Genomic DNA, 25073 nt, shown 5'->3' with positions numbered 1-25073 from the left:
GGCGGCCGCCACAATGGGCGGGTGAGTACGACCAGCCCTGCCCCAGGCCTTCCTTCGCCCGACCACTCGTCCCGGCTGCGTGAAGCCCTCATCGCCGCCGCCTTCACCGCCGACGGACTGCTCGACCTGCTCGGTGCGCCCGCCTATGCCGCCCTCGCCCGCAGTGAGACGGTGCCCGCCCTGCGGGCCACCCGCGCGGACGGCGTGCTCGACACGCTCGTACGGCTGTTTCTGCTCCAGCGACCCGTTGCGTACGAGCGGGTACGGGCCGCGCTGCCGCTCGAGGAGTGTCTGGCCGACGGCTGGGTGGTGCGGGAGGGCGACGACGTACGGGCCACGGTGGATGTGCGGCCGTACGGCGGTCCCGAGGGCCAGGACTGGTTCATCGTCTCCGACCTCGGCTGCGCGGTCGGCGGCGCCGGCGGTGCGAGCGGCCAGGGCGAAGAAGTCGTCCTCGGCGTGGGCGGCGCCTCCACCACCCTCGCCGGCATCACCGTGCGTACGCCGGTCGCCTCCGCGCTCGACCTGGGCACCGGCTCCGGCCTCCAGGCGCTGCACGCCTCACAGCACGCCATCCGGGTCACGGCCACCGATCTGAACCCGCGCGCCCTGCACTTCACCCGGCTCACGCTCGCGCTCTCCGGGGCGCCCGAGGCCGATCTGCGCGAGGGCTCGCTCTTCGAGCCGGTCGGCAAGGACACGTACGACCTGATCGTGTCGAACCCGCCGTTCGTGATCTCTCCCGGTGCCCGGCTGACCTACCGGGACGGCGGGATGGGCGGCGACGATCTGTGCCGCTCGCTCGTCCAGCAGGCGGGGGACAGGCTGAACGACGGGGGATACGCCCAGTTCCTGGCCAACTGGCAGCACGTGGAGGGGGAAGAGTGGCAGGAGCGGCTGCGCTCCTGGGTGCCGCGCGGCTGTGACGCCTGGATCGTGCAGCGCGAGGTGCAGGACGTGACGCAGTACGCCGAGCTGTGGCTGCGCGACAGCGGTGACCACCGCGGCGACCCCGCCCAGTACGCCGCGCGGTACGACGCATGGCTGGATGAGTTCGAGGCCCGTAAGACCAAGGCTGTCGGCTTCGGCTGGATCACGCTGAGAAAGTCCGGTTCCGAGCGCCCGTCGATCGTCGTCGAGGAGTGGCCGCACCCTGTCGAGCAGCCGCTCGGCGAGAGCGTGCGGGCGCACTTCGCGCGGCAGGACTATCTGCGTGCGCACGACGACGCGGCGCTGCTCGCCGGGCACTTCACGCTCGCGGCGGAGGTCGTGCAGGAGCAGGTCGGGCTGCCCGGCGCGGAGGACCCGGAGCATGTGGTGCTGCGTCAGAACCGCGGCATGCGCCGGGCCACCAAGGTGGACACGGTCGGCGCGGGCTTCGCCGGGGTGTGCGACGGGTCGCTGAGCGCGGGGCGGATTCTGGACGCGATCGCCCAGTTGCTCGACGAGGACCCGGTGATGCTGCGCGACCGTACGCCGCAGGCGCTGCGGCTGCTGGTCGGCGAGGGCTTCCTGGAACCTGCCGCTCCGGTCGGCTAGGCCGGTGCGAGGCCCGCGCGAGGCCGGTTCGAGGCCGATGCCACGCCGGTGCCGCGTACCGGAATCGTCCCGGACCACTGCCGAGTTGGCGGCGTGAGGCGGAGGCGTAGTTCGAGCCGCCGTCCCATGAGGTGAAACCGGCCAACATCCACAACGAGCCCCGGAAAGTCGCAGTAAGAAGGGGAGCGGCGGCCTCCGGTCGGGTCCGGTTCACCCGGTACCGCCACCGGGCGGGTGAACCCATCCGGCGTTCACCCGGAATTCGCACCCATGACGCCCGGAGGTGCCAGCCTCGGCCTCCAGGCACCTCGGCATCAGGGAAGGACCGGGTAGCGGGCATGGAGAGCGGGCCAGCGATCTTCGCCGGGACGGCGTTCACGCTGTTCGGGGCCGGGCTGCTGCTGTGGACGGGAATGCGCCTTCGGCACCGCGCACCGGTCGCGCACGGAGTGAGTCCCGCCACGGCCGTCGCCCTCGCGACCCTCTTCGGCGCCGTCTCCCTCGCCCTCGGCCTCTGGTGTTTCGGCCGCGTCTGATCTGGGGGCATCTGGGCTCCGAGGCGTCTTCGTGCCGGTCCGGGCGGCAGGAATGGCCGGAGTCGGGTTACCGTTCGAGTGGCCGTTGCGGGCTTTTGCCGTTTGACACGGGGGCGGGTTGTACCGTCACACTCCGCAGCGACAGCAGCGTCACAGCAGTGCCGCACCCAGTGCCGCACCGCCGTGGGCGCGCACCGAGCGTCGACCGGAGAGAAGAGCGAAGTTGTCCCCGACCAGCGAGACCGCACAGGGCGGCCGCCGACTCGTGATCGTCGAGTCGCCTGCCAAGGCGAAGACGATCAAGGGCTACCTCGGCCCCGGCTATGTCGTCGAGGCGAGTGTCGGGCACATCCGCGACCTCCCGAACGGCGCCGCCGAGGTGCCCGAGAAGTACACCGGCGAGGTGCGCCGCCTCGGTGTCGACGTCGAGAATGACTTCCAGCCGATCTATGTCGTCAACGCCGACAAGAAGGCCCAGGTCAGGAAGCTCAAGGAGCAGCTCGCCGAGTCCGACGAGCTCTTCCTCGCCACCGATGAGGACCGCGAGGGCGAGGCCATCGCCTGGCACCTGCTCGAGGTGCTGAAGCCCAAGGTCCCGGTCCACCGGATGGTCTTCCACGAGATCACCAAGGACGCTATCCGCGACGCCGTCGCCAACCCGCGCGAGCTCAACAAGCGCATGGTCGACGCCCAGGAAACCCGCCGTATCCTCGACCGGCTCTACGGCTACGAGGTCTCGCCGGTCCTGTGGAAGAAGGTCATGCCGCGGCTGTCCGCCGGCCGTGTGCAGTCCGTCGCGACCCGGCTCGTCGTCGAGCGTGAGCGCGAGCGCATCGCCTTCCGCTCCGCCGAGTACTGGGACCTGACCGGCACGTTCTCCACCGGCCGCGCCGGTGACGCGTCCGACCCCTCCCTCTTCACGGCCCGCCTGAACACGGTCGACGGACAGCGGGTCGCCCAGGGCCGCGACTTCGGCTCGGACGGCCGGCTCAAGTCCGGCCAGGTCCTGCACCTGGACGAGGCGAACGCCCGCGCGCTCGCCGCCGCACTCGAAAACGCCTCATTCGCGGTCCGCTCGGTCGAGTCGAAGCCGTACCGTCGCTCTCCGTACGCACCTTTCCGTACGACCACGCTGCAGCAGGAGGCCTCCCGCAAGCTGGGCTTCGGGGCCAAGGCCACCATGCAGGTGGCGCAGAAGCTGTACGAGAACGGCTTCATCACCTACATGCGTACGGACTCCACGACGCTCTCCGACACCGCGATCCAGGCGGCCCGGGCGCAGGTCACGCAGCTGTACGGCGCCAATTACCTGCCGGACAAGCCGCGCACTTATGCCGGGAAGGTCAAGAACGCGCAGGAGGCGCACGAGGCGATCCGCCCCTCGGGCGACCGTTTCCGCACGCCCGCCGAGACGGGGCTGACCGGCGACCAGTTCAAGCTCTACGAGCTGATCTGGAAGCGGACCGTCGCGTCCCAGATGAAGGACGCGGTCGGAAACTCGGTGACCGTGAAGATCGGCGGCCGGGCGAGCGACGGCCGCGACGCCGAGTTCTCCGCGTCCGGCAAGACGATCACCTTCCACGGCTTCATGAAGGCGTACGTGGAGGGTGCCGACGACCCGAACGCCGAGCTCGACGACCGTGAGCGCCGTCTTCCGCAGGTCGCCGAGGGCGACGCCCTGTCCGCCGAGGAGATCTCGGTCGACGGCCACGCGACCAAGCCGCCGGCCCGCTACACCGAGGCCTCGCTGGTCAAGGAGCTGGAAGAGCGCGAGATCGGCCGCCCGTCGACCTATGCGTCGATCATCGGCACCATCCTCGACCGCGGCTATGTCTTCAAGAAGGGGACGGCGCTCGTGCCCTCCTTCCTGAGCTTTGCCGTGGTCAACCTGCTGGAGAAGCACTTCGGCCGGCTCGTCGACTACGACTTCACCGCGAGGATGGAGGACGACCTCGACCGCATCGCGCGGGGCGAGGCGCAGGCCGTGCCGTGGCTGAAGCGCTTCTACTTCGGCGAGGGCGACGACGCGGGCGCCGCGTCCGGCGTGGGCAACGGCGACGGGGACCACCTCGGTGGCCTCAAGGAGCTGGTGACGGACCTCGGCGCGATCGACGCCCGGGAGATCTCCAGCTTCCCGGTCGGCGAGGGGATCGTGCTGCGTGTCGGCCGGTACGGCCCGTACATCGAGCGCGGCGAGAAGGACGCGGAGGGCCACCAGCGCGCGGACGTCCCGGACGACCTCGCTCCCGACGAGCTCACCGTGGAGTACGCGGAGGAGCTGCTGGCCAAGCCGAGCGGCGACTTCGAGCTGGGCGCGGACCCGGTCACCGGGCACCAGATCATCGCGCGGGACGGCCGGTACGGCCCGTATGTGACCGAGGTGCTGCCCGAGGGAACCCCGAAGACCGGCAAGAACGCGGTCAAGCCGCGGACGGCCTCGCTCTTCAAGTCGATGTCGCTGGACACGGTCACGCTCGAGGACGCGCTGAAGCTGATGTCCCTGCCGCGTGTGGTGGGCAAAGACGCCGACGGCGTCGAGATCACCGCGCAGAACGGCCGGTACGGCCCGTATCTGAAGAAGGGCACGGACTCGCGCTCGCTGGAGACCGAGGACCAGCTCTTCAACATCACGCTGGAAGAGGCTCTCGCGATCTACGCGCAGCCGAAGCAGCGCGGGCGGGCCGCCGCCAAGCCGCCGCTGAAGGAGCTGGGTACCGACCCGGTCAGCGAGCGTCCTGTGGTGGTCAAGGACGGGCGTTTCGGTCCGTACGTCACCGACGGCGAGACGAATGCGACGCTGCGCACGGGCGACAGTGTCGAGGACATCACGCCGGAGCGCGGCTACGAGCTGCTCGCCGAGAAGCGTGCCAAGGGGCCCGTCAAGAAGAAGACGGCGAAGAAGGCCCCGGCCAAGAAGGCGCCTGCGAAGAAGACCGCAGCCAAGAAGACGGCGGCCAAGAAGACCGTCGCGAAGAAGACGACGGCGAAGAAGACGACGGCGGCCGCGGCGAAGAAGACGGCCGCGTCGGCGAAGGCCTCGACGGCTCCTGCGGACGCGTCGGACGAGTAGGACCGGCAGTCGGACGACCAGCGGGACGAGTACCGGACGAGCAGCCGGATACGGCTGCGGCGGACGAGTAGTCGGATTCCGTACGGGCGCTCTGTTCGGGGGGAGCTTTCGCACCCTCCGCGCAAAGCGCCCGTATGTTCGGGCAGGCCTCCGGGGAGCGCGGCGCTCCGGATAGGCTGGGCGGATGACGCGAGCCGAGCAGCCAGCCGAGCAGCAGGCGGTCGTGAGCACCGTCTCAGAGACTGCCTCAGACTCCGACGCATCCGAGGCACTTGCCGCGGACTCACGCGAGCGCGCGGTACGCGCCCTGTTGCGCTTCCCGCCGCTGAGGCGCCTCTGGAACGCCCAGGTGGTGGGCGGTATCGGGGACTCCATCGCGATTCTCGTGCTTCTGCTGCTGACGCTTCAGGCGGCGGTCCTGCAGGGCACGTTCGGCGGCGGCTACCGCGGCGCCGCCGTCGCCGTAGCCGCGGTGCTCGGCGCGCGCGTGCTCTCCACGCTGCTCTTCGGTGCCGTACTGCTCGGCCCACTCACCACCCTCACCTCGCCCAAGGGTCCGCTCGACCGGCGCTGGACCATGATCGGCGCGGACGGGCTGCGTCTTGCGCTCCTCGTGGTCGCACCGCTGTGGATCGACTGGACCCCTGACAACGCGCCCGCGATCCTGCTGAGCACCGTCTTCGTCACGGGCGTCGCCGAGCGTTTCTGGACGGTCGCCAGGGACGGCGCGGCACCCGCGCTGCTGCCCGCCCCGCCGCTGGAGGGCGCGGCGGTGCGTCCGCTGCCGGACCACCTCGACGCGCTGCGCCGGCTCTGGCTGCGTACGAGCTTCGCCGTCATCCCCGCGGGGGCCGCGGCGCTGCTGCTCGCCACCCTCGTCGGCAACCTCCTCGGCTCGGGCATCGAGTGGTTCTCGCTGCACCAGGCAGCGCTCGGTTCCTATATCGCGGCCGGACTCTTCGCCGCGTCCATCTCGACGCTGTACTTCGTGGAACTGCCCGGCTCGCAGACCCCGCGGCCGCGTTCGCCGCTCGAAGGGCTGCGCCGCCCCTCCACCGGCAACGGCCTGGACAAGGGGCGTACGGGCGCCATACCGCTGTTCGTCCTCGGCTGCGCCGCGGTCGCGGGTGCGATCTCCTCGGCTGTCGCCGTCTCCGTACTGCACGCCTTCGACCTCGGTGGCGGGCCCGCCGCCTTCGCGCTGCTCGTGCTCGCGCTGACCGGCGGCACCGGCCTCGGCATCCGCGGCGGCGCCTCCGTACTGCCCACGCTCTCCCGCCGGCGGCTGCTGGCCCTCGCGCTCGCGGTCACCGGAATCGCGCTGCTCGCCATGGGACTGGTGCCGGACACGGCGAGCGTGCTGTTCATCGCGCTGCTCGCGGGCCTCGCGGCCGGCGTCGCCGCAAGCACCGGGCACGCACTCATCGACCAGGAGTCCGAGGACTTCCGGCGGCCCCGGATCACCGAACACCTCCAGGCGGTCGTCCGGGTCGCCATCGGGCTCAGTGCGCTCGCGGCGCCGCTGCTCGCCTCGGTGATCGGGCCGCACCGCCTCGCGAGCGGCGACTTCGTCTTCGCGCACGGCGGCGCGGCCTTCACGCTGATGCTGGTCGGGGCGCTGCTGCTGCCCGTCGCCGCGATCGTTCTGGCGAAGACGGACGACCGGGCGGGCGTGCCGCTGCGCCGCGATCTGGGTGACGCGCTGCGCGGCGGTGCGGACCCGGCACAGGCGCCGGCCGCGACCGGATTCTTCATCGCCATAGAGGGCGGCGACGGGGCCGGTAAGTCCACGCAGGTCGAGGCGCTGGCGGAGTGGATCCGGGCGAAGGGCCACGAGGTCGTCGTCACGCGCGAGCCGGGTGCGACGCCGATCGGGAAGCGGCTGCGGTCGATCCTGCTGGATGTGTCGTCGGCGGGGCTCTCGAACCGTGCGGAGGCGCTGCTGTACGCCGCCGACCGCGCAGAGCACGTCGATTCGGTCGTACGGCCCGCGCTGGAGCGCGGCGCGATCGTCATCTCCGACCGCTACATCGACTCGTCGGTCGCCTACCAGGGTGCGGGCCGCGATCTGTCGCCCACCGAGATCGCCCGGATCAACCGCTGGGCGACGGACGGTCTCGTACCGCATCTGACGGTACTGCTCGACGTCCCGCCGGAGGCGGCGCGGGAGCGGTTCACGGAGGCGCCGGACCGGCTGGAGTCGGAGCCGGCGGAGTTCCACCAGCGGGTGCGTGCCGGGTTCCTGACGCTGGCCGCGGCCGATCCCGGCCGCTATCTGGTGGTGGACGCGGTCCAGGACCCCGAGTCGGTGACCACCGTCGTACGCCACCGGCTCGACCAGTTGCTGCCGCTGTCCGCCGCCGAGGTGAAGGCGCAGGAGGAGGCGCGCAAGGCGGCCGAGGAGGAGGCCCGGCGCAGGGCCGAGGAAGAGGCCGCGCGCAAGGCGGAGGAAGAGCGACTCGAGCGCGAGCGGCAGGAACAGCTCGCGAAGCTCCGCGCCGAGGAGGAGGAGCGCAAGCGCCGCGAGCTGGAGGAGGCGCGGCAGCGCGAGGCCGAACGGCAGGCTGAGGAGGCCAGGCGCAGGGCCGAGGAGGCCCGTCGGCTCGCCGAGGAGGAGCGGGCACGGCGGCTCGCGGAGGAGAAGACGCGCCGGGAGGAAGAGGAACGGCGGCGCAAGCAGGCGGAGGAGGAGGCCCGGCTGCGGGCGGAGGCGGAGGAACGGCGTCTCGAGAAGCAGCGCAAGGCGGAAGAGGCGCTGATGCGGGCGGAGGAGGCGCGGCGGCAGGCCGAGGCCTCCGCGGCTGCTTCTGCTTCTGCCTCTGCCGTTGTGGCCTCGGCCACGGAGGTGACGGTGCCGACTCCGGTGGTCAAGCCGGACGAGGTGACGCAGGAGGTCCGGAAGCCGGCGCCTGCGGCGGCCGACGAGACGGCGGTGCTGCGGAGGGTCCCGGACGGTGCGGACGAGACGACCGTGCTTCCGCCGGTACGGGACGCGGACGAGACGACCGTGCTTCCGCCGGTACGGGACGCGGACGAGACGACCGTGCTTCCGCCCGTGCGGGACGCGGACGAGACAGCCGTGCTTCCGCCGGTGCGGGAGGACGGCGACCCGGCCGGCCGGGTCCCTCCGGGCATCTTCCGCGACGGGAGTGCGCGTCCGGCCGCGGGCGCGGCCTCGAACGACCGCACCCGCGAACTCCCGCAGGTCGACCCGCAGTCGGGCCGCTCGCGCCCCCGCTCGGACTGGGCGGAGGAGACCCCGCTGGACGACCTGCCCACCCTGGCGGACGAGTTGCTGGGCCCGCACGAGGACGACGACGAGGGCAGGGGCAGGCGCTGACGCCCGGGTGACGGCCTGGGGGCAAGCGACCCGCCCGCACGGCCGTCACTGTCAGACCCGTCCCCCACAATGGGAGATCCCTGCAAGGGGAGACTTCGGCACGGGACACCAGCACGAAAGGCGGTGACGGCGCATGACCGTCTGGGACGACCTCGTCGGCCAGGACCGCGTCCGGGCGCAGCTCTCCGCCGCCGCCCGGGACGCCGATGCCCGCGTCACCGCCGAGGCTCGTGGTGAGCGGTCGGCCGACGCCTCGAAGATGACGCACGCATGGCTGTTCACCGGGCCCCCAGGCTCCGGGCGGTCCACCGCCGCGCGGGCGTTCGGGGCCGCGTTGCAGTGCACCAGCCCCGACCGGGCACTGGGCGGCGAGCCGGGCTGCGGGTTCTGCGACGGCTGCCACACCACCCTCGTCGGTACGCACGCCGACATCGAGGTCGTCCGCACCGACCTGCTCTCCATCGGCGTCAAGGAGACCCGCGACCTCGTCCGCCGCGCCCAGCTCTCCCCGGCCGGCGGCCGCTGGCAGGTGATCATCCTGGAGGACGCCGACCGCCTCACGGAGGGCGCGGGCAATGTCCTGCTGAAGGCCGTCGAGGAGCCTGCCGCCCGCACGGTATGGCTGCTCTGCGCACCTTCGCTGGAGGACGTGCTGCCCACCATCCGCTCCCGCTGCCGCCACCTGACCCTGCGTACGCCCCCGGTCGACGCCGTCGCCGACGTACTGATCCGGCGGGACGGCATCGAGCCCGACGTCGCGATGGCCGCCGCCCGCGCCACGCAGGGGCACATCGGCCGGGCCCGTCGGCTGGCGACCGACGAGCGGGCCCAGGCGCGGCGGGCCACCGTGCTCAGGCTGCCACTGCGCGTCGAGGACATCGGCGGCTGCCTGAAGGCCGCCCAGGAACTGATCGACGCCGCGGCCGAGGACGCCAACCAGGTCGCCGAGGAGATCGACGTCAAGGAGACCGAGGACCTCAAGGCGGCTCTCGGCGCCTCCGCGAGCGGGCGGATGCCGCGCGGGACTGCCGGGGCGATGAAGGAGCTGGAGGACAGACAGAAGCGCCGCAAGACGCGTACGCAGCGGGACAGCCTGGATCTCGCGCTCACTGACCTGACCGGCTTCTACCGCGATGTGCTGGCCCTCCAGATGGGCTCGGAGATCGCGCTCGCCAACGGCGACGTACGGGATGCCCTGGACCGGATCGCCCGCGCCTCGACCCCCGAGGGCACTCTGCGGCGGATAGAGGCGGTCGTCGCCTGCCGCCAGGCGCTGGACAGCAATGTGGCGCCGCTGCTGGCGGTGGAGGCGATGACGGTGGCGCTCCGCGCGGGCTGACGGCGTCGGAGCGACCCGGGTGCCTGACGGCCCGCTGAGGGGTTGACCGGCTCACCCGAATGAGCGCGGTACGGCACCGTCGCCCACCGGCCGACTAGGCTCCAAGGATGGACACCAGGCGACTGCTGCGTATCTCCGCCCTCGCGCTGACCACGGTCGGCCTGCTGATCTCAGGCTGCACGGGCGGGAGTTCGTCGCCCAGCGCCTCCGCGGACGCCTCCACTCCGGACAGCGGGTCCGCTCCCAACGCCGCGCTCAAGCCGTACTACACACAGCAATTGAAGTGGCGGCCCTGCGGCGTCACAGGTTTCGACTGCGCCACGATGAAGGCGCCGCTGGACTACGCCAAGCCCAGCGGGGAGTCCGTCAATCTGGCCGTCGCCCGCAAGAAGGCCACCGGCCCCGGCAAGCGCCTCGGCTCGCTGCTCGTCAACCCGGGCGGCCCCGGCGGCTCGGCCGTCGGCTATCTCCAGGGGTACGCGGGCATCGGCTACCCCGCCCCCGTACGCGCCCGCTATGACATGGTCGCCGTCGACCCGCGCGGCGTCGCCCGCAGCGAGCCCGTCGAGTGCCTCACGGGCAAGGAAATGGACACATACACGCAGGTCGACCAGACCCCTGACGACGCCGCCGAGACGACCCGCCTCGCCACATCGCTGAACGACTTCGCGGCGGGCTGCAAGGAGCGTTCGGGCAAGATCCTTCCGCACGTCTCCACCGTCGAGGCGGCCCGCGACATGGACATCCTGCGCGCCGTGCTGGGCGACGAGAAGCTGTCGTACGTGGGGGCTTCGTACGGCACCTTCCTGGGCGCGACGTACGCCGAGCTCTTCCCCGACCGCACCGGCCGCCTCGTCCTCGACGGCGCGATGGACCCGTCGCTGCCGGCCCGCGCGATGAACCGCGACCAGACGGCGGGCTTCGAGATCGCGTTCCAGTCCTTCGCCGCCGACTGCGTCAAGAAGAAGGCCTGCCCGCTCGGCACCACCTCCGCCGCGGACGCCTCAGCCCGCCTCAAGGCCTTCTTCGCCGCGCTCGACGCCAAGCCCGTCCCGACCGGCGAGAGCCGCAAGCTCGGTGAGTCGCTGGCGACCACCGGAGTGATCGCCGCGATGTACGACGAGAGCGCCTGGCCCCAGCTCCGGGAGGCCCTCGCGAGCGCCATGGCCGGCAACGGCGCGGCTCTCCTCGCGCTCGCCGACAGCTATTACGAACGCGAGGAAGACGGCTCGTACGCGAACCTGATGTACGCCAACGCCGCCGTGAACTGCCTCGACCTGCCGCCCGCCTTCACCGCCCCCGAGGCCGTGCAGTCCGCGCTCCCCGAGTTCGAGAAGGCATCCCCGGTCTTCGGCAGGGGCTTCGCCTGGGCCTCGCTGAACTGCGCGTACTGGCCGACCCCCGCCACCGGCAGGCCGCACCGCATCGAGGCGAAGGGCGCGGCCCCGATCGTGGTCGTCGGCACCACCCGGGACCCGGCCACCCCCTACAAGTGGGCGCAGGGGCTGGCCGGGCAGCTTTCCTCGGGATCTCTGCTCACGTACGAGGGCGACGGTCACACGGCGTACGGGCGCGGTAGCGACTGCATCGACACGGCGATCAACACCTACCTGCTGGACGGCACGGTTCCGCCGGACGACAAGCGGTGCCGCTGACGTCGTCAGCGGGCCACCTGGAGGTGGTTCGGGGCACCCAAAACAACCCTGTAGACTTGGCGCCGCTGCTGATGCGAACGTGTCTTCGCGAGGACGGGTATATCCGCAGCTTGCCGCCTTAGCTCAGTTGGCCAGAGCAACGCACTCGTAATGCGTAGGTCTCGGGTTCGAATCCCGAAGGCGGCTCTCAAAAGTCCAGGTCAGGGCCCTGAAAGCCCCCCATGAAGATCGTGGGGGGCTTTTTCTGTGCCCAGATGGGAACATCCTGGGAACATTGATGATCCGATATATCTTCTATGTCTAGATTTTCTAGATTCGAATGCAGTTCGGGGTGAACCTGATGTCGACTGCACTATCGACGCTGGGCGTGGCCAGCCGTGAACATGGGTACGCATGCGTGGTGTTGTGGCGTCATCCGGGCGCTTGATGTTCTGGCGATCACTGCGGCCGTGGGTTGTGCTGATCGGTGTATCCGGTGGTGGCGCGGCTGCGGTGCTGGCTTGGGGTGCCTGGTTGCCGGCCTGGATGGCGGCGGTAGTGGCCGCGCTGGACGGCGTGCTCACGGCCGACGCTCAAGGCGTGCTGGCGGAGCGGCGACGGCGCCGGGACATCGGTGCGATCCCAACTCCTGGCGCGAGGGGACGCGTGAAACGCTTCCGTGTCCATGATCTGGCAGACCCGATCGCGCTTGGCGTCCATCCCGCTGCGATACGGCGTGAACCGTCTGCTGGAGCGGACCGGCTGCCACTTTTCGTACGCAGAGACCGTTTCGGGGAAGTGCTGCAGCGAATCGCGGTCGGCGGTTTCGGTGCCCTGGCCGCCGCCTTACGGACCTGTTCGCGCACCGCCGGCAATCCCTCGGAGAGGACGACCCTGACACGCTGAAGACCCGGCATGTTATTGCCCGCTACCTCGCGGAGGCAGGCAAGCCCCAAGATGCATTGCCCGTTCGACGGATGGGCACGAGCAGGCCAACGCCCTACTGACAGTCCTCGAACGCGACTGCCAACAGATTCTCGGGGACACCCACCCACAGACAGCATACGAATTCACCGTTACGGCTTCTGCAAGTCCATTGAGCTCAGCCTGCCCGCCACTGGCACCATGCTGCCCATCGTTGAGGTGCGCAAAGGCAGGTGAGCACGGTAAACGATCTTAGTGAATGCCCTCTCGCCGGGGGCGCAAAGGGGCGTCCAGCAAGGCGTAGACCCGCGCTCGATCTTTGGGCGGCGCGCTTCGATTACTCCTCATGGTGGGTATGGGCCGCTTCTTCCGGGCCCGTTGCTCGTTGCGATCGGTGATCACTTGCGGAGTGTGGCCCACCATCCTGCTGTTCTCGTGAGCCTCGCCGCACCGTGTCAATGCGACGAGCAGGAAAGGGGACAGTATGCACCTGACTCCGCACGAGCAGGAACGGCTGCTGATCCACGTGGCGGCAGACGTCGCCCAACGGCGCCGTGATCGCGGGCTGTTGCTCAACTATCCCGAGGTCATGGCGCTGTTGACGGCGCACGTGTACGAGGAGGCTCGAGCCGGGGTCACGGTCGACTCCGTCATGGAATCGGGCCGGCATGTCCTCAAGCGCAGCGAGGTCATGAACGGCGTCCCGGAGATGATCAATAATGTCCAGGTCGAGGCGACGTTCCCAGACGGCACGAAGTTGGTGACGATCCACGATCCCTTCGACGAGCCGGACGAAGAAGTGGCCGTGCACCCCGGCAAGTTCGAGTTCGTACCCGGGGCTGAGCAGCACCCTGAGGAGAAGTGCCCGGAGCACGGTGATGCGCCGGTGGGTGCCCTGCCGGTGGTCGAGCAACCGCACCTGGTGAGCTTCAACGACGGCGAGCCGGTCACTCGGCTGTCGGTGCGCAATTTGTCGGACCGGCCGATCCAGGTCGGTTCTCACTTCCACTTCGCCGAGGCGAACGCCGGGCACGGGTCCGGTGACGAGGCCAAGCCTGGGCTGGTCTTCGACCGTGAACAGGCCCGCGGGATGCGGCTGAACATTCCCTCCGGCACGTCGGAGCGATTCGAGCCCGGTGACGAGCGGTGCGTGGAGCTCGTGCGGATCAAGGGGCAGCGGAAGGTGAAGGGCCTGCAGATCAAGGCCGGGAACGGAGAACTCGATGGCTGAGGCACTGACGCGTGAGAAGTATGCCGACCTGTACGGTCCGACGACGGACGACCGGGTGCGGCTCGCCGACACCGGCCTCGTCATCAGGATCGAGGCGGACTGGGCCGGCGGGCCCGGCCGTAGCGGCGACGAAATGATCTTCGGTGGCGGCAAGGTGATCCGCGAGTCGATGGGGCAGTCGCACTACGCACGCGACAGCCGGCGCAAGCCGGTCGACACCGTGATCACCGGCGCACTCATCGTCGACCACTGGGGCATCGTGAAGGCCGACGTCGGGCTGCGCGACGGCGAGATCGCTGCGATCGGCAAGGCGTACAACCCCGAGACCATGGACAAGCAGAGGTTCGACGAAAGCCGTGCGTCGAACTTCGTCGTCGGCCCCGAGACGGAGGTCATTTCCGGCAACGGTCGGATCCTTACCGCGGGCGGCGTCGACACACACGTGCACTTTCTGTGCCCGGGCCAGATTCACGAGGCGCTGGCGGCCGGTGTGACCACGCTGATCGGCGGCGGCACCGGGCCTGCCGAAGGCAGTACGGCCACCACGGTGACGCCGGGAAAGTGGCACATCCACCGGATGTTCGAGGCGCTCGACCAGTACCCGGTCAACATCGGTCTGCTCGGCAAGGGCAGCACGGTCAACAAGGACGCACTGACCGACCAGGTCAGGGCCGGCGTCCTGGGCTTCAAGATTCACGAGGACTGGGGCGCGACACCCGCCGTGATCGATGCGGCCCTGGCGGTGTGCGACAGCACTGGTGTCCAGGTCGCCCTGCACGCCGACTCGCTGAACGAGGCCGGCTTTGTACAGAACACCCTCGCGGCGACCATGGACCCGAAGTCGGCCCGGCGGCGCGAGAAGAAGTACCGCAGCCTCCATGTTTTCCACGTCGAGGGCGCGGGCGGCGGCCACGCACCCGACATGATCAGCCTGGTCGGCCGGCCGAATGTGCTGCCCGCCTCGACCAACCCGACCCGTCCCCTGACGATCAACACCGTCAAGGAACACGTCGACATGATGATCGTCTGCCACCATCTCAACCCGGAGATCGAGGCGGACATGGCGTTCGCCGACTCCCGGATCCGCCCCTCCACGATGGCCGCCGAGGACCTCCTGCACGACATGGGCGCCATCTCGATGATGTCCTCCGACGCCCAGGCCATGGGCCGCATCGGCGAAATGATCATGCGGACGTGGCAGACCGCCCACGTGATGAAGGCCCGCTACGGTCACCTCGACGAGGACACCCAGGAGGCGGACAACTTCCGTGTCCGGCGGTACATCGCGAAGTACACCATCAACCCGGCCATCACACACGGTATCGCCGGCAAGGTCGGGTCCGTCGAGCAGGGCAAACTCGCAGACCTGGTGCTGTGGGAGCCCAAGTTCTTCGGGGTGAAGCCGCACATGGTCATCAAGGGCGGCCAGATCGCGTACGCGCAGGTCGGTGACGCCAACGCGTCGATCCCGACGCCGCAGCCGTTCCTGCCGCGCCCGGTGTGGGGCTCCTGTGGCCGTTCCACGCAAGCCAACTCCTTCAACTTCGTGCCGGAGCTGGCCCTGAACGGCGAGCTGGGCGACCTGGGACTCGTCAAACCCCTGGCGCAGATCAACAGCACCCGGGAGGTGACGAAGGCCGACATGAAGCTCAACAGCGGCCTGCCGGAGATCGCAATCGATCCCGACACCTTCGACGTCAACATCGGTGGCGCCGTCACGTCCGACGTGCGAACGAAGATCAACGGGCACGCCGTGGGCCGCACCTACGCGACCGAACTGCCCATGGCCCAGCGGTACTTCCTGTTCTGACCGACCTGCGGATCACCTTCCCCGGCCGCGCCATGACGCGTGGCCGGGCAAGGCCGCCGCACTCCGGACAGTGACACCGTCGCGGACACCCGTGCTTCCCGTACCCGTTCCTCGCTCTGCTCCCTGAAAGGCGGGCCGCTCCCACCATGCCCCGTGCAGCCCTGCTGGTCCTGGCCGACGGTCGTTTCCCCGCCGGCGGGCACGCCCATTCCGGCGGCGTGGAGGCGGCGGTGGCCTCCGGCGCCGTGCACGACACCGCGAGCCTGCAGGCGTTCTGCCGTGGACGGCTGCATACAGCCGGCCTCACCGCCGCCGGCCTCACCGCCGCTGCGGCAGACGGCCACGACCCCCTCGTCCTGGACGAGGCCGCCGACGCCCGCACCCCCATGCCCGCACTGCGGAAGGTCGCACGTCGGCTCGGCCGCCAAATGCTGCGCGCGGCCCGCATCACCTGGCCCTCGGCCGACCTGGACCGGCTCGCCCGCGACCGGCCGAAGGGCGTACACCAGCCCGTCGTCCTCGGAGTCGCCGCCCGCGCGGCGGACCTGACCCCGCTGGACGCCGCACAGGCCGCCGCGTACGAGAGCGTCAGCGGCCCGGCAACCGCCGCGGTACGGCTGCTCAGTCTTGACCCGTTCGACGCGACCGCGCTGCTGGCGCGACTGGCCCCCGAAATGGACGAAGTGGCCGACGCCGCTGCCACCACCGCGGGCCGTCTCACCGACCTCGGAGTCGATGCCCTCCCTGCCGCCTCAGCGCCGCTACTCGACCTCACCGGCGAACAGCACGCCGCCTGGACGGTCCGCCTCTTCGCCTCCTGAAACCGGTCACGCCGGTCCTGAACCACCTCATGCCGAACTGGAGTTGACGTGCACCTCGACCACCCCGTGATCACGCCCCACCGCCACACCCACAGCGCCGAGCCTCTGCGGGGCGACGGCAGCCGCCGCGCTCTGCGGATCGGACTCGGAGGGCCTGTCGGCTCCGGCAAGACCGCCACCGTGGCCGCGCTGTGCCGCGCGCTGCGCGACGAGTTGTCCATTGCCGTGGTCACCAACGACATCTACACCCGTGAGGACGCCGAGTTCCTGCTGCGCGAGGCCGTTCTGCCGCCCGAACGGATCGCCGCCGTGGAGACCGGGGCCTGCCCGCACACCGCGATCCGCGACGACATCTCCGCCAACCTCGAAGCGGTGGAACAGCTGGAGGAGGCGCTGCAGGCTCTGGACCTGGTGCTCATCGAGTCCGGCGGCGACAACCTCACCGCCACGTTCTCGCGCGGCCTCGTCGACGCCCAGGTCTTCGTGATCGACGTGGCAAGCGGTGACGACATCCCCCGCAAGGGCGGGCCCGGCATCACCACCGCCGACCTCCTTGTCGTCAACAAGACCGACCTGGCACCGTACGTCGGCGCCGACCTGGACACCATGGCATCCGACGCACGACGCCAGCGCGGAGACCTGCCCGTCGCCTTCACCAGCCTCACTCAGACCGACGGGATCCGACCGGTCGCCGACTGGGTCAACGGGCGCCTGGCAGCCTGGCGGACCGGAGCAGCCGCATGACCCGCACCACCAGCTCCGCACCCCTGCCAGGCCCAGCACGGGAAGCGCCCGGCCCCGTCCAGAGGGCCGCACCCGCAATGGTGCGCCCCACCGGCGCCGAGCACCACGACGCCGGGCACGAAAGACCGCGGTCCGCCTGGGCGGGGGCGAGCGAGGAATCCGTTCCCCACCTCAGCGGCGTACACGCGACGGCCCAGATCCGCGCGGAGCACAACGGCCGCACGACCACACTCCCCTTGCTCCGCAGCGACGGTCCCTTTCACTTGAGGCGACTACGGTGCCGAGACGGACGGGCACGGGTCAGCGTGCTCGGCGCCATGAGCGCGCCGCTGGGCGGGGACCGCCTCGCACTCGACATCACGGCCGGCACACGGGCTCGCCTGGACGTCACCACGTCCGCCGCCACCATCGCCCTGCGCGGCTCGACGACCGACCCCGCCACGTACGACGTACGGCTCACGGCAGGCGAGGACGCGTCCTTGAACTGGTTGCCCCAGCCGCTGATCAGCACCCGCGGCAGCACCCTGCACCAGACGTACACCGTCGAACTTGCCTCCACCGCCCGGCTGGTGCTGCGAGAAGAGCAACTACTCGGCCGCACGGCAGAGCCACCCGGGCACCTCACCACCCGCCTGACCGTCCGCCGCGCGGGCAGACTCCTCCTCGACCAGCACACCGCCTACGGCGGCCCCGCCCCCGCCTGGGACGGTCCCGCCGTCCTGGGACATCACCGCGCCTGCGGCCAACTTCTCTTCGTGCGGCCGGACATGAAAGTCCTCCTTCGCGAACCGGTGCACCTCGGCGGCGACCCGGCGGCTGGCTCTGCCGTACTGGCCCCGCTGGCCGACAGCAGCGCCCTCCTTGCCACGGCCGTCGCTTCGACCCCCGCCCGCCTGCGCGATCTCCTCGACACCGCCCTCGCACATGCCGAAGGGACCGACTCTCCGGCAGTGCCGCGGATCTGGTCGGCGAGATGATCGCCATCAGCAGTGAAGGACGATCCGGTGCAGGGTGGAGTTGGCCTGTCGGTCTCCGCCCCGGTTGAGTCCGTGAGCAGGTACAGGAGTACTCGCCCTGGCAGCGGGCGCTGTCACCCTGAGCAGCGCCGAGAACCTTGCGGCCTACTGGGGTGGGATTGTTCCGCTGACCGGAGGGCTGGTGCCGCTGGGCGCGTTGGCCACTCGGCAGCGGTCAGCCCTGTCAGCCTGCCGGCGCCGGGAGCAGGGCTCGTCACACCGGGACGGACTGGCAGCACGGGAACGGCTGGGAACCTGGTGGGAACGGAAGGATCAGGAACGATGGAGCAAGACCAACCGTCCTCACGGCAAGCAGCTGCGCCACCGGCACCGCGGGTGCTCGGATGGGCCGAGCCCGGGAACCGCCCCCGCCCGGGAACCGCCCCCGCCCGGGAACCGCCCCCGGGCGGGGCCGCCAGCGGGATACTGGCCGGGTGCGCATGGGGACGTCCGGAGGGGGAGCCGTGAGTGAGTTGTCGGTGGTCGAGCGGTTGTACTTCGGGCGGGACGACGCGGAGCGCGACTTCGCCGACGGACTTCTTCGGGCAGGCTTCAAGGAGACGGCGGCGTACAACGCCGTGGTGTCGGGCCGGAAGATGCTCGTCATCGGCCGCAAGGGGGTCGGGAAGAGCGCCATCTGCGTGCGGCTCGCGTTAGCCGGAGTGCACCCCGGAGGCACCGCGCTGATCACGCCCGACGACACTGCGGGGGAGGAGATCCGCCAGTTCGAGCTGACGGGTCTGACGGGAGATCACGCGAAGTCACTGATGTGGCGCTATGTCTTCGCCCTGCGTGCTGCGAAGTACTTGGTGAGGCACGCGGCGGAACACAGCGGCAGGACACCCGCGTCCATCAAGACCCTGAGGAGCTTCCTCAAGGCCAACCAGGAACTGATCGGCGAGGACCGGACCTCGAACGGGTTCGGGCAGTGGCTGCAGGGCCTGAGCGGATCACTCTCGCTGGAGGCGTTCGGGGTGAAGGCCGCGGCGGACTTCACGCAGACGCCCACGGAAGGCGCCCGGGCCGCACACCGGTTGAAGATCTTGGAAGACGGCGTACGCCTGGGCTTCGTCGAGCTGGGATGCGCGCCGGCGCACACGCTTTTGCTGCTGGTGGACCAGCTGGAGCAGGTGTGGTCCGCGGACCTGGAGAGCAACTCGCTGATCATCGGCCTGCTGCTGGCCGCCCGGCACATCGGCAGCCAGTACGGAAACGCCCTGAAATGCGCGCTGTTCCTTCGGTCGGACATCTATGACTCTCTCTCCTTCGGCGAGGGCGACAAGTTCCGCAGCGACGAACTGCGCATCGACTGGACCGAATCCGACCTGGCGGACCTGGCGCTGCGGCGTGCGAAGGCCTCGGTCGACCCCGGGCTGACGGCGCGCCAGCTGTGGGGCGGGATCTTCCCGCGGACGGTCCAGGGCCGGCACACCCCGTCCTACCTCCTGTCACGCACGCTTCCCCGGCCGCGCGACGTCATCCAGTACCTCAACGAATGCCAGTCCACCGCGATCGGCAACGGGCACCACGACCTCATCCACGAGAGCGACATCCTCGTGGCGACTCGCCGTTTCTCCGAGTGGAAACTGAAGGACCTCGTCCAGGAGTACCTCATCGCCCACCCGTTCCTGGAACGCCTCTTCCCGCTCTTCCAGAACACCGGGTACCTCGTGACGCGCGCCGCGCTGCGCGGCCGCGTCGAACTGACCCGGGACACGCTGCGCCGCGAATTTCCCGCGTACGCGGAAGCGCTCACGCTGGACGGCATTGTCAGAACGCTCTACGAGGTGGGCTTCCTCGGAGTGCGCCGTGGAAACGGCATCGTCTACGCGGGCGTACCCCTACTGCCCGTTCAGCCGCACGAGGACGAGTTCCACCTGCACCCTTGCTTCCGCGAAGCACTCGGCGCCACCAGTGCCGCGGGTATCGCCACGTACGACCGAGTGGTGGTGGACAGCATCCAGGCCCAGACCGTATCCGGAAATGTCGATTTCACCGTACGAGGCGCCACGCGTGTCAGCCGCGGATACGTCCTGCTGGAGCGGCTCCAGCGGGCATGCCGTGCGATTCTCGACCAGACCGCCCGCTCCGACGGGCTGCCCGACGAGATCCGGACCGAGATCGCCACCGAGGTACGGCGGATCCTCGACGACACCGAGCGCGCTCCGCACGCGGAGCCCCCGGTGGCCGAGGACCGGATCGTGCTGGCGGCCGCGAGCTACTTCAACACCGCGGCCGACCGTCTCCGGCGCGACGGCCTGGACGGCGGCGACGGGCCGGACGGCCTGTCATCGCACCTGAGGGAACAGTCGACGCGGCTGGTGCGGGCGGTCGGCGGCGGGGTCGGCAGCAGCGGCGAATCATGACGGCGATCTCCGGCGCGGGCTGCGCAACCGCACCGCCGGACACCTTCGTCCCCAAGTTGCGTACGCGGCACGGGGAACACCGGCATCATGCTTGAAGTTCCCGGCAGCCAAGGCCCGTTGCGTGGCGAGTGCCGGGTTGGAGGAACCGGTCGGGCCTAAGCTGACGCCGTCCGGTCGTGGCAGGAAAAGTGGGGGCCCATGTTACGTGAGGCTGCGCCGGGGGGCGCTTCCTGGAAGCTGCGCCGAGCCTTGAAGGGTGTTGAGTCGCGATTCCGGCACACGGTCCTCGTCGGCCGCGACGCCGATCGCGCGGCCACCGCGTACGGGCGTGCGATGATGCTCGCCCTCAACGAGAATCCGGCGCTGGCACGCGACCTCTTCGAGCAGTACGACGCCCGGCTCCCCGCCGAACAGTACGCATCGGCCTTCGGCGCAGCCGATACGGAGCAGCTGTTCGCCCTGGGCGGCCATGCCGACCGGACCCTGCTCGCCGTCGTCCATGGCGTGGCGGACAGGCTGGAGGACCGCAAGCTCCGGCTCCGGGCCTGTCATACCCTGGCCGGCCTGCTGGGCGCCGCCGGGGATGCCGAGAAGCTGGTCTCATGGCTGCACGGCCTGCACGAGACCGGAGCGCTGGACGCGATCGTCTTGGCAGCGGCGTTGGAGGCACACACCGCGCGGACCAAGCTGGGCAGCGACGCCACCCTCTGGTCGGCCTTCTTCGACCACCTTCCGCAACCACTTGTGCCGGACCGGTTCGACGTACGGCTGCTCCTGGGCCGGGGCGCCGACGCGGTGCGGCTCGCGGACACCCCGGCTGGTCAACGCGCGGCGCTGGAATGCTGCGTCCAGTCGTCGCGGCTGGAGGACCTGCGGGCCGGCCTGGATCTGGCCGACGCGGCAGGAGATGCAAAGTCCGCGCGGCTGTTGTCGGAGCGGGCCGCGGAGCTGACCCTTGCAGAGGGAAGGCCCGAGGATGCGCTGCCGTACTTCGAACGGGCGGGACGCCGCGACCGGATGAGCCATTGCCACGAGCAACTCGGCGATTTCCGCGCCGCTTTGGAGACCTGTCCCGAGAACGAGCCAGAACGCCTGGCGCATCTCGCCGGTGAGTGCAGGGCGGAGATCGACTCGCTGGTCGAGCAGCGCGAACACACCGAGGCCGTACGTCGGACCCGCACGCTGCTGAGCCGCCTGAACCAGGCGGAACCGGCCGAAGCGGTGACCCGTCGGCGTGACGAACTGGAGCGCCTGCGCCAGGCCGTGACGGCGGTCGAACGCCGACGCCTCCAGGGACTCTTCCACTCCGCCCCCGACGACTCCGGCCGCCGGTCGGTGCACGAGGAATGGAGCCGGTTCGAAGAGGAAGCCGGGGAACTCCTCGAAGCGGCCCGGCACGCCGAGGACGCCGAGGAACACTACCGCGCCCACCGCTTCTACCAGGCGGTCGAGCGCTTCGGCGACGCCGACCGCGTCCTGCACAACGACGACTCCCCCGAAGGTCTGGCCGCCCGCGCGGAAGCCCGCGAAGCCGGCGGCGACATCCTCGGCGCTGCCCGCCTGCACGAGCAGGCCGACCGGCACGCGGAGGCCGTCGTCCTCTACGAACGGGCCGACGACCCGGTGGCAGCCGCCGGCTGCCTGATTCGGTGGCGCGGGGACGAAGCGATCGAGGACCCCCGCCTGTCCGGATTCCTGCGCCGGGCGGGCGATATCGGTGAACTCGTCCGCCGTTGCCTCGACGCCCTGGCGAGCAGAGGAAGTGCCTCCCGCGCCGGCGCGGTGCTGCGCTCGCTGGTCGACGACGACGAGACCACCGTGACGGGGCCTCTGCGCCAAGAGGCTCTCGACGCGCTGGAGGCCGCGGGTGCGGTCGGCCGCGGAGCCTTCGAGGAGCGGGTCGGGGAGTGGGTGGCCCGGGCGAAGCGGTTGGTGGACGGCCGCTTCTCCCGGATCTGGGGCATGGACCTGGGCACCAGTACTTGTGTGGCGGCCGTCTACGACACGAAGACGGAGCGGCCGGTGTTCTGCCCGCCCACCGGGAAGCCGTACTTCGCCTCGACTTTGAGCCTGACCAAAGAGGGAGAGGAGATCGTCGGACTGACCGGCGACGCCATGCTGGCCCGCGGGATCATCGGGCATGTCAGCGCCGCAAAACGCCGGATGGGCAACCGGAAAGGCTTTCAGATCCGGGATCGCTACTACCGGCCGGAGGAGGTGGCCGCCCGGATGGTTCGTCATGCCCGCACCCTGGTCGAGTCCTTCCTGTCCGAGCAGGTCAGGGAAGAAGTCGCCGAACTCGCCCGAGCCGAACTCGGCGAGGTCCGGGACGCGTGGCTGGACTGGGCCGCAGAGCAGCACGATCTCGTTGTGAGCCGGCCGGCGGCGATCGTGACGATTCCGGCCTACTTCCACAACAACGCCAAGGCCGCCACCCAGAACGCCTGCAAGATCGCAGGGGTGGAACTGGTCCGGCTGATCCACGAACCCACGGCCGCTTGCATGGCAGTAGCCCGGCAGCGGCAACTGGAAGGCCAGGTTGCCGTGCTGGACCTGGGCGCGGGTACCCTCGACGCGAGTTTCGTCAAGGTAAAGGGCAACCGGTACGACGTCGAGAACGTGTCCGGCGACACCACGTATGGCGGTCGGGACTTCGACGCCGCCATCGCCGATTTCCTGGCCGACCGGCTCCGTGACGAAGGGCTGGACGTTGCCGCCTCCAGCCGGGCGCGGAAGAGGCTGGAGATCGCCGCCGAATACCTGAAGATCGCGCTGTCCTCCCAGGAGGAGGCCGACTACACGCTCAACGCGTTCCTGGACCGGCCGAGCGTGCGCATCGAACTCACCAGGGCCGACCTCGCGGCACTGCTCGCAGAGCCGCTGGGCACGCTGCGCCGGGTCTGTGAGGAAGCCAGGGCCGAGTGGGTCATGGACGCCGGTAAACCGCAGCACCTGGTCCTGGTGGGCGGTCCCATGCTGTCCCCGCTCGTGAGCGGTGTCGTGGAGGAGGTCTTCGGGCGCAGGCGGACGCACTTTGCCGATCCGCGCGCCGCGGTGGCATTCGGCGCCGCCCTGCAGGGCGCGGTGATGGCCGGAAACCTCGATGAAATCCTCCTGCAGGACGTCACCCCGCTGCCGCTCGGCATCAGGGCCCGTGACAGGGAGACCGGAGAGCCGACGTTCAGCACCATCATCGAAGCGAACACGCGGATTCCGGCAGAGCGGAGCGAAACCTACACGACGACTCGCGACTTCCAGGATGTCGTACTGATCGAGATCTACAACGGCCAGCTCGACGCGCGTTCAAAGATCGGTCAGTTCGATCTGGTCGGTCTTCCCCCTGTGCCGAAGGGGATACCGCAGATCGAGGTCACGTTCTCGTTCGACGAGAGCTGTGTCCTCAAGGCCACAGCCGTGGACAAGGCCACCGGCCAGTCCAACTCGGCCCGGATCACCGACCCCACCCTGCTGTCGCCGCGCGAGATTCAGGAAATGACCGAAAGGCAAGCAATACAGCGAGAGGTGGAGGACCTCCGGCGTACGCTGCACGACCTCCTGGAGCAAGCCGCAGAGCTGCACCCGGAGCAACTCTGCCGCGAGTTCCGCGACCGGCTGGAGGCCCACCGGCCGACCCGCGGACCGCTGGACCAGAACAGTCAACGGCTGCTGTCGGAGATGTACGGCAACGAGGCGACCGACGTGGAGAGCGAACTGCTCCTGCTGCGCGGCCCGTTGCGTGACCTCACGGTCAACGTTCGGGACTATCTGGACCGTCCGGCCGCCATGGACCGGGCCGAGGCCGGACGACTCCTCGCCGACCGGCTCGCCGAGCACCTCGACCGGATGCGGCAGGGCATGGCCCGGGTGGCCGGATGGAACGGGGTGCTCGCGGCGCTGGCCGCCGCGGACATTGATCCGCTGCGACGTTTCCGGGCCCTGCACGATGCCGGCGACCACCAGCGCGCGCTGCGCGCGCACGACGAGCTCACCGAACCGCTGTCGGATCCGGAGGACCTGCGCCGACGGCTGCGCTGCCTGGCGGGCACCGGCGATCGAGCCAGGTACCGGGAGACTCTGCTCGCGGACGCACCGAGGCTGCCCGCGATCGTCCTGGACCCCGAGCGTCCGGAGCTGTACATGGATGCGGCCAAGCCCTCCCTGGTACGGGTGACGGACGGCGACGGCAGAGAGGGAAGCGGCTTCCTGATCTCGGACCGGCATGTGCTGGCCGGAGGCCGCTGGTCGGCGGAGTCAGCCGCGGGGCTCATGGTGCACATGGCGGCGGGCACGCGCGCCGTGCGCCGCGTCTTCCGCCCCGACTCCTCGGCCATCGACGCGAGCGTGATCCTCCTTGCTGAACGGGCGCCGGCCCAGCCGTTGCGTCTGGGCTTTCCGAGGCTGACGAACATCGGGGACGAGACGTGGGTGGCCGCTGCCGACCAGATGCTCGTCACGGGGATCGTCCAGGGCTTTGAGTCCTTTCCCGAGTACGACCTGAAGCTGTTCCGCACCGATCAGGAGCTGCCGCCGGAGACGGGCGGCGGGCCGCTGCTCAACGAACTCGGTGAAGTGGTCGGCATGTTGGTGCAGCGCGGGTCAGGGGCGACCACGTTCGCGATCTCTGTCGACTCACTCGCCCCGCTGCTCGCGAGCGCCGGGTTCGGGCTGTCCGAGCCCGGCGGCGAGGGGACGACGCGGTGACC

At 70.1% G+C, this 25073-nt stretch carries 14 protein-coding genes, 1 tRNA gene and 1 pseudogene; all 16 read left to right on the top strand.

All coding sequences use genetic code 11. The features are described from left to right. Positions 1 to 21: 21 nt before the first annotated feature. The 16 genes and pseudogenes from OG729_RS17910 (at position 22) to OG729_RS17835 (ending at position 25071) form a co-directional block, all read left to right on the top strand. Positions 22 to 1539, top strand: coding sequence for a methyltransferase (locus OG729_RS17910; protein WP_405807035.1), 1518 nt, complete (start codon positions 22 to 24; stop codon positions 1537 to 1539). Between the two features lie 338 nt (positions 1540 to 1877). Next, on the top strand, positions 1878 to 2075 hold the full coding sequence (locus OG729_RS17905) for a hypothetical protein (RefSeq protein WP_360871173.1): 198 nt from the start codon (positions 1878 to 1880) through the stop codon (positions 2073 to 2075). Positions 2076 to 2298: 223 nt separating this feature from the next. Beyond that, entirely contained in the window at positions 2299 to 5145 is a 2847-nt protein-coding gene (gene topA, locus OG729_RS17900) for a type I DNA topoisomerase (RefSeq protein ID WP_360871176.1), read from the top strand. A 184-nt stretch (positions 5146 to 5329) separates the two neighbouring features. After that, positions 5330 to 8485 carry a dTMP kinase gene (gene tmk, locus OG729_RS17895; RefSeq protein ID WP_405807033.1) on the top strand — a complete coding sequence of 1052 codons (3156 nt, stop codon included), beginning with the start codon at positions 5330 to 5332 and terminating at the stop codon, positions 8483 to 8485. A 133-nt stretch (positions 8486 to 8618) separates the two neighbouring features. Continuing rightward, positions 8619 to 9824 carry a DNA polymerase III subunit delta' gene (locus OG729_RS17890; protein ID WP_360871182.1) on the top strand — a complete coding sequence of 402 codons (1206 nt, stop codon included), beginning with the start codon at positions 8619 to 8621 and terminating at the stop codon, positions 9822 to 9824. A gap of 107 nt (positions 9825 to 9931) precedes the next feature. Then, a complete protein-coding gene (locus OG729_RS17885) occupies positions 9932 to 11479 on the top strand; it encodes an alpha/beta hydrolase (protein WP_360871185.1) in 1548 nt (515 codons plus the stop codon). A gap of 112 nt (positions 11480 to 11591) precedes the next feature. After that, a tRNA-Thr gene (locus tag OG729_RS17880) sits at positions 11592 to 11665 on the top strand. 207 nt (positions 11666 to 11872) lie between these two features. Then, positions 11873 to 12364, top strand: coding sequence for a hypothetical protein (locus OG729_RS17875; protein ID WP_405807030.1), 492 nt, complete (start codon positions 11873 to 11875; stop codon positions 12362 to 12364). 502 nt (positions 12365 to 12866) lie between these two features. Next, positions 12867 to 13160, top strand: a pseudogene (locus OG729_RS17870) (urease subunit gamma); the annotation flags it as partial. Further along, a complete protein-coding gene (gene ureB / locus OG729_RS17865; RefSeq protein WP_405811169.1) occupies positions 13143 to 13613 on the top strand; it encodes an urease subunit beta in 471 nt (156 codons plus the stop codon). The pseudogene OG729_RS17870 and the gene ureB, both read left to right, overlap by 18 nt. After that, a complete protein-coding gene (locus OG729_RS17860) occupies positions 13606 to 15423 on the top strand; it encodes an urease subunit alpha (RefSeq protein WP_405807028.1) in 1818 nt (605 codons plus the stop codon). The genes ureB and OG729_RS17860 overlap by 8 nt, the downstream gene beginning before the upstream one ends. A gap of 146 nt (positions 15424 to 15569) precedes the next feature. Further along, the gene (locus OG729_RS17855; protein ID WP_360871191.1) at positions 15570 to 16244 is read left to right on the top strand and encodes an urease accessory UreF family protein; all 675 of its coding nucleotides are present in this window, start codon (positions 15570 to 15572) and stop codon (positions 16242 to 16244) included. A gap of 48 nt (positions 16245 to 16292) precedes the next feature. Then, positions 16293 to 16988: an urease accessory protein UreG gene (gene ureG / locus OG729_RS17850; protein WP_405807026.1), complete on the top strand. Its 696-nt coding sequence runs from the start codon at positions 16293 to 16295 to the stop codon at positions 16986 to 16988. Positions 16989 to 17305: 317 nt separating this feature from the next. Continuing rightward, on the top strand, positions 17306 to 17965 hold the full coding sequence (locus OG729_RS17845; protein ID WP_405807025.1) for an urease accessory protein UreD: 660 nt from the start codon (positions 17306 to 17308) through the stop codon (positions 17963 to 17965). Between the two features lie 503 nt (positions 17966 to 18468). Beyond that, positions 18469 to 20370 (top strand): P-loop ATPase, Sll1717 family, encoded by a 1902-nt coding sequence (locus OG729_RS17840; protein WP_405807024.1) that lies wholly within the window; start codon positions 18469 to 18471, stop codon positions 20368 to 20370. Positions 20371 to 20619: 249 nt separating this feature from the next. Beyond that, positions 20620 to 25071: an Hsp70 family protein gene (locus OG729_RS17835; protein ID WP_405807022.1), complete on the top strand. Its 4452-nt coding sequence runs from the start codon at positions 20620 to 20622 to the stop codon at positions 25069 to 25071. Positions 25072 to 25073: the final 2 nt, after the last annotated feature.

Origin of the sequence: Streptomyces sp. NBC_00210 (genome assembly GCF_045160975.1) — a bacterium.
Classification (GTDB): domain Bacteria; phylum Actinomycetota; class Actinomycetes; order Streptomycetales; family Streptomycetaceae; genus Streptomyces.
This window is presented reverse-complemented; position numbering and strand designations above follow the sequence as displayed.

What these genes read in the sequence shown, in the direction of transcription:
- OG729_RS17845 (WP_405807025.1), top strand. Translation starts at nt 17,306, where the DNA reads ATGAGCGCGCCGCTGGGCGGGGACCGCCTCGCACTCGACATCACGGCC.
- OG729_RS17905 (WP_360871173.1), top strand. Translation starts at nt 1,878, where the DNA reads ATGGAGAGCGGGCCAGCGATCTTCGCCGGGACGGCGTTCACGCTGTTC.
- OG729_RS17860 (WP_405807028.1), top strand. Translation starts at nt 13,606, where the DNA reads ATGGCTGAGGCACTGACGCGTGAGAAGTATGCCGACCTGTACGGTCCG.
- OG729_RS17890 (WP_360871182.1), top strand. Translation starts at nt 8,619, where the DNA reads ATGACCGTCTGGGACGACCTCGTCGGCCAGGACCGCGTCCGGGCGCAG.
- tmk (WP_405807033.1), top strand. Translation starts at nt 5,330, where the DNA reads ATGACGCGAGCCGAGCAGCCAGCCGAGCAGCAGGCGGTCGTGAGCACC.
- OG729_RS17875 (WP_405807030.1), top strand. Translation starts at nt 11,873, where the DNA reads ATGCGTGGTGTTGTGGCGTCATCCGGGCGCTTGATGTTCTGGCGATCA.
- OG729_RS17855 (WP_360871191.1), top strand. Translation starts at nt 15,570, where the DNA reads ATGCCCCGTGCAGCCCTGCTGGTCCTGGCCGACGGTCGTTTCCCCGCC.
- OG729_RS17885 (WP_360871185.1), top strand. Translation starts at nt 9,932, where the DNA reads ATGGACACCAGGCGACTGCTGCGTATCTCCGCCCTCGCGCTGACCACG.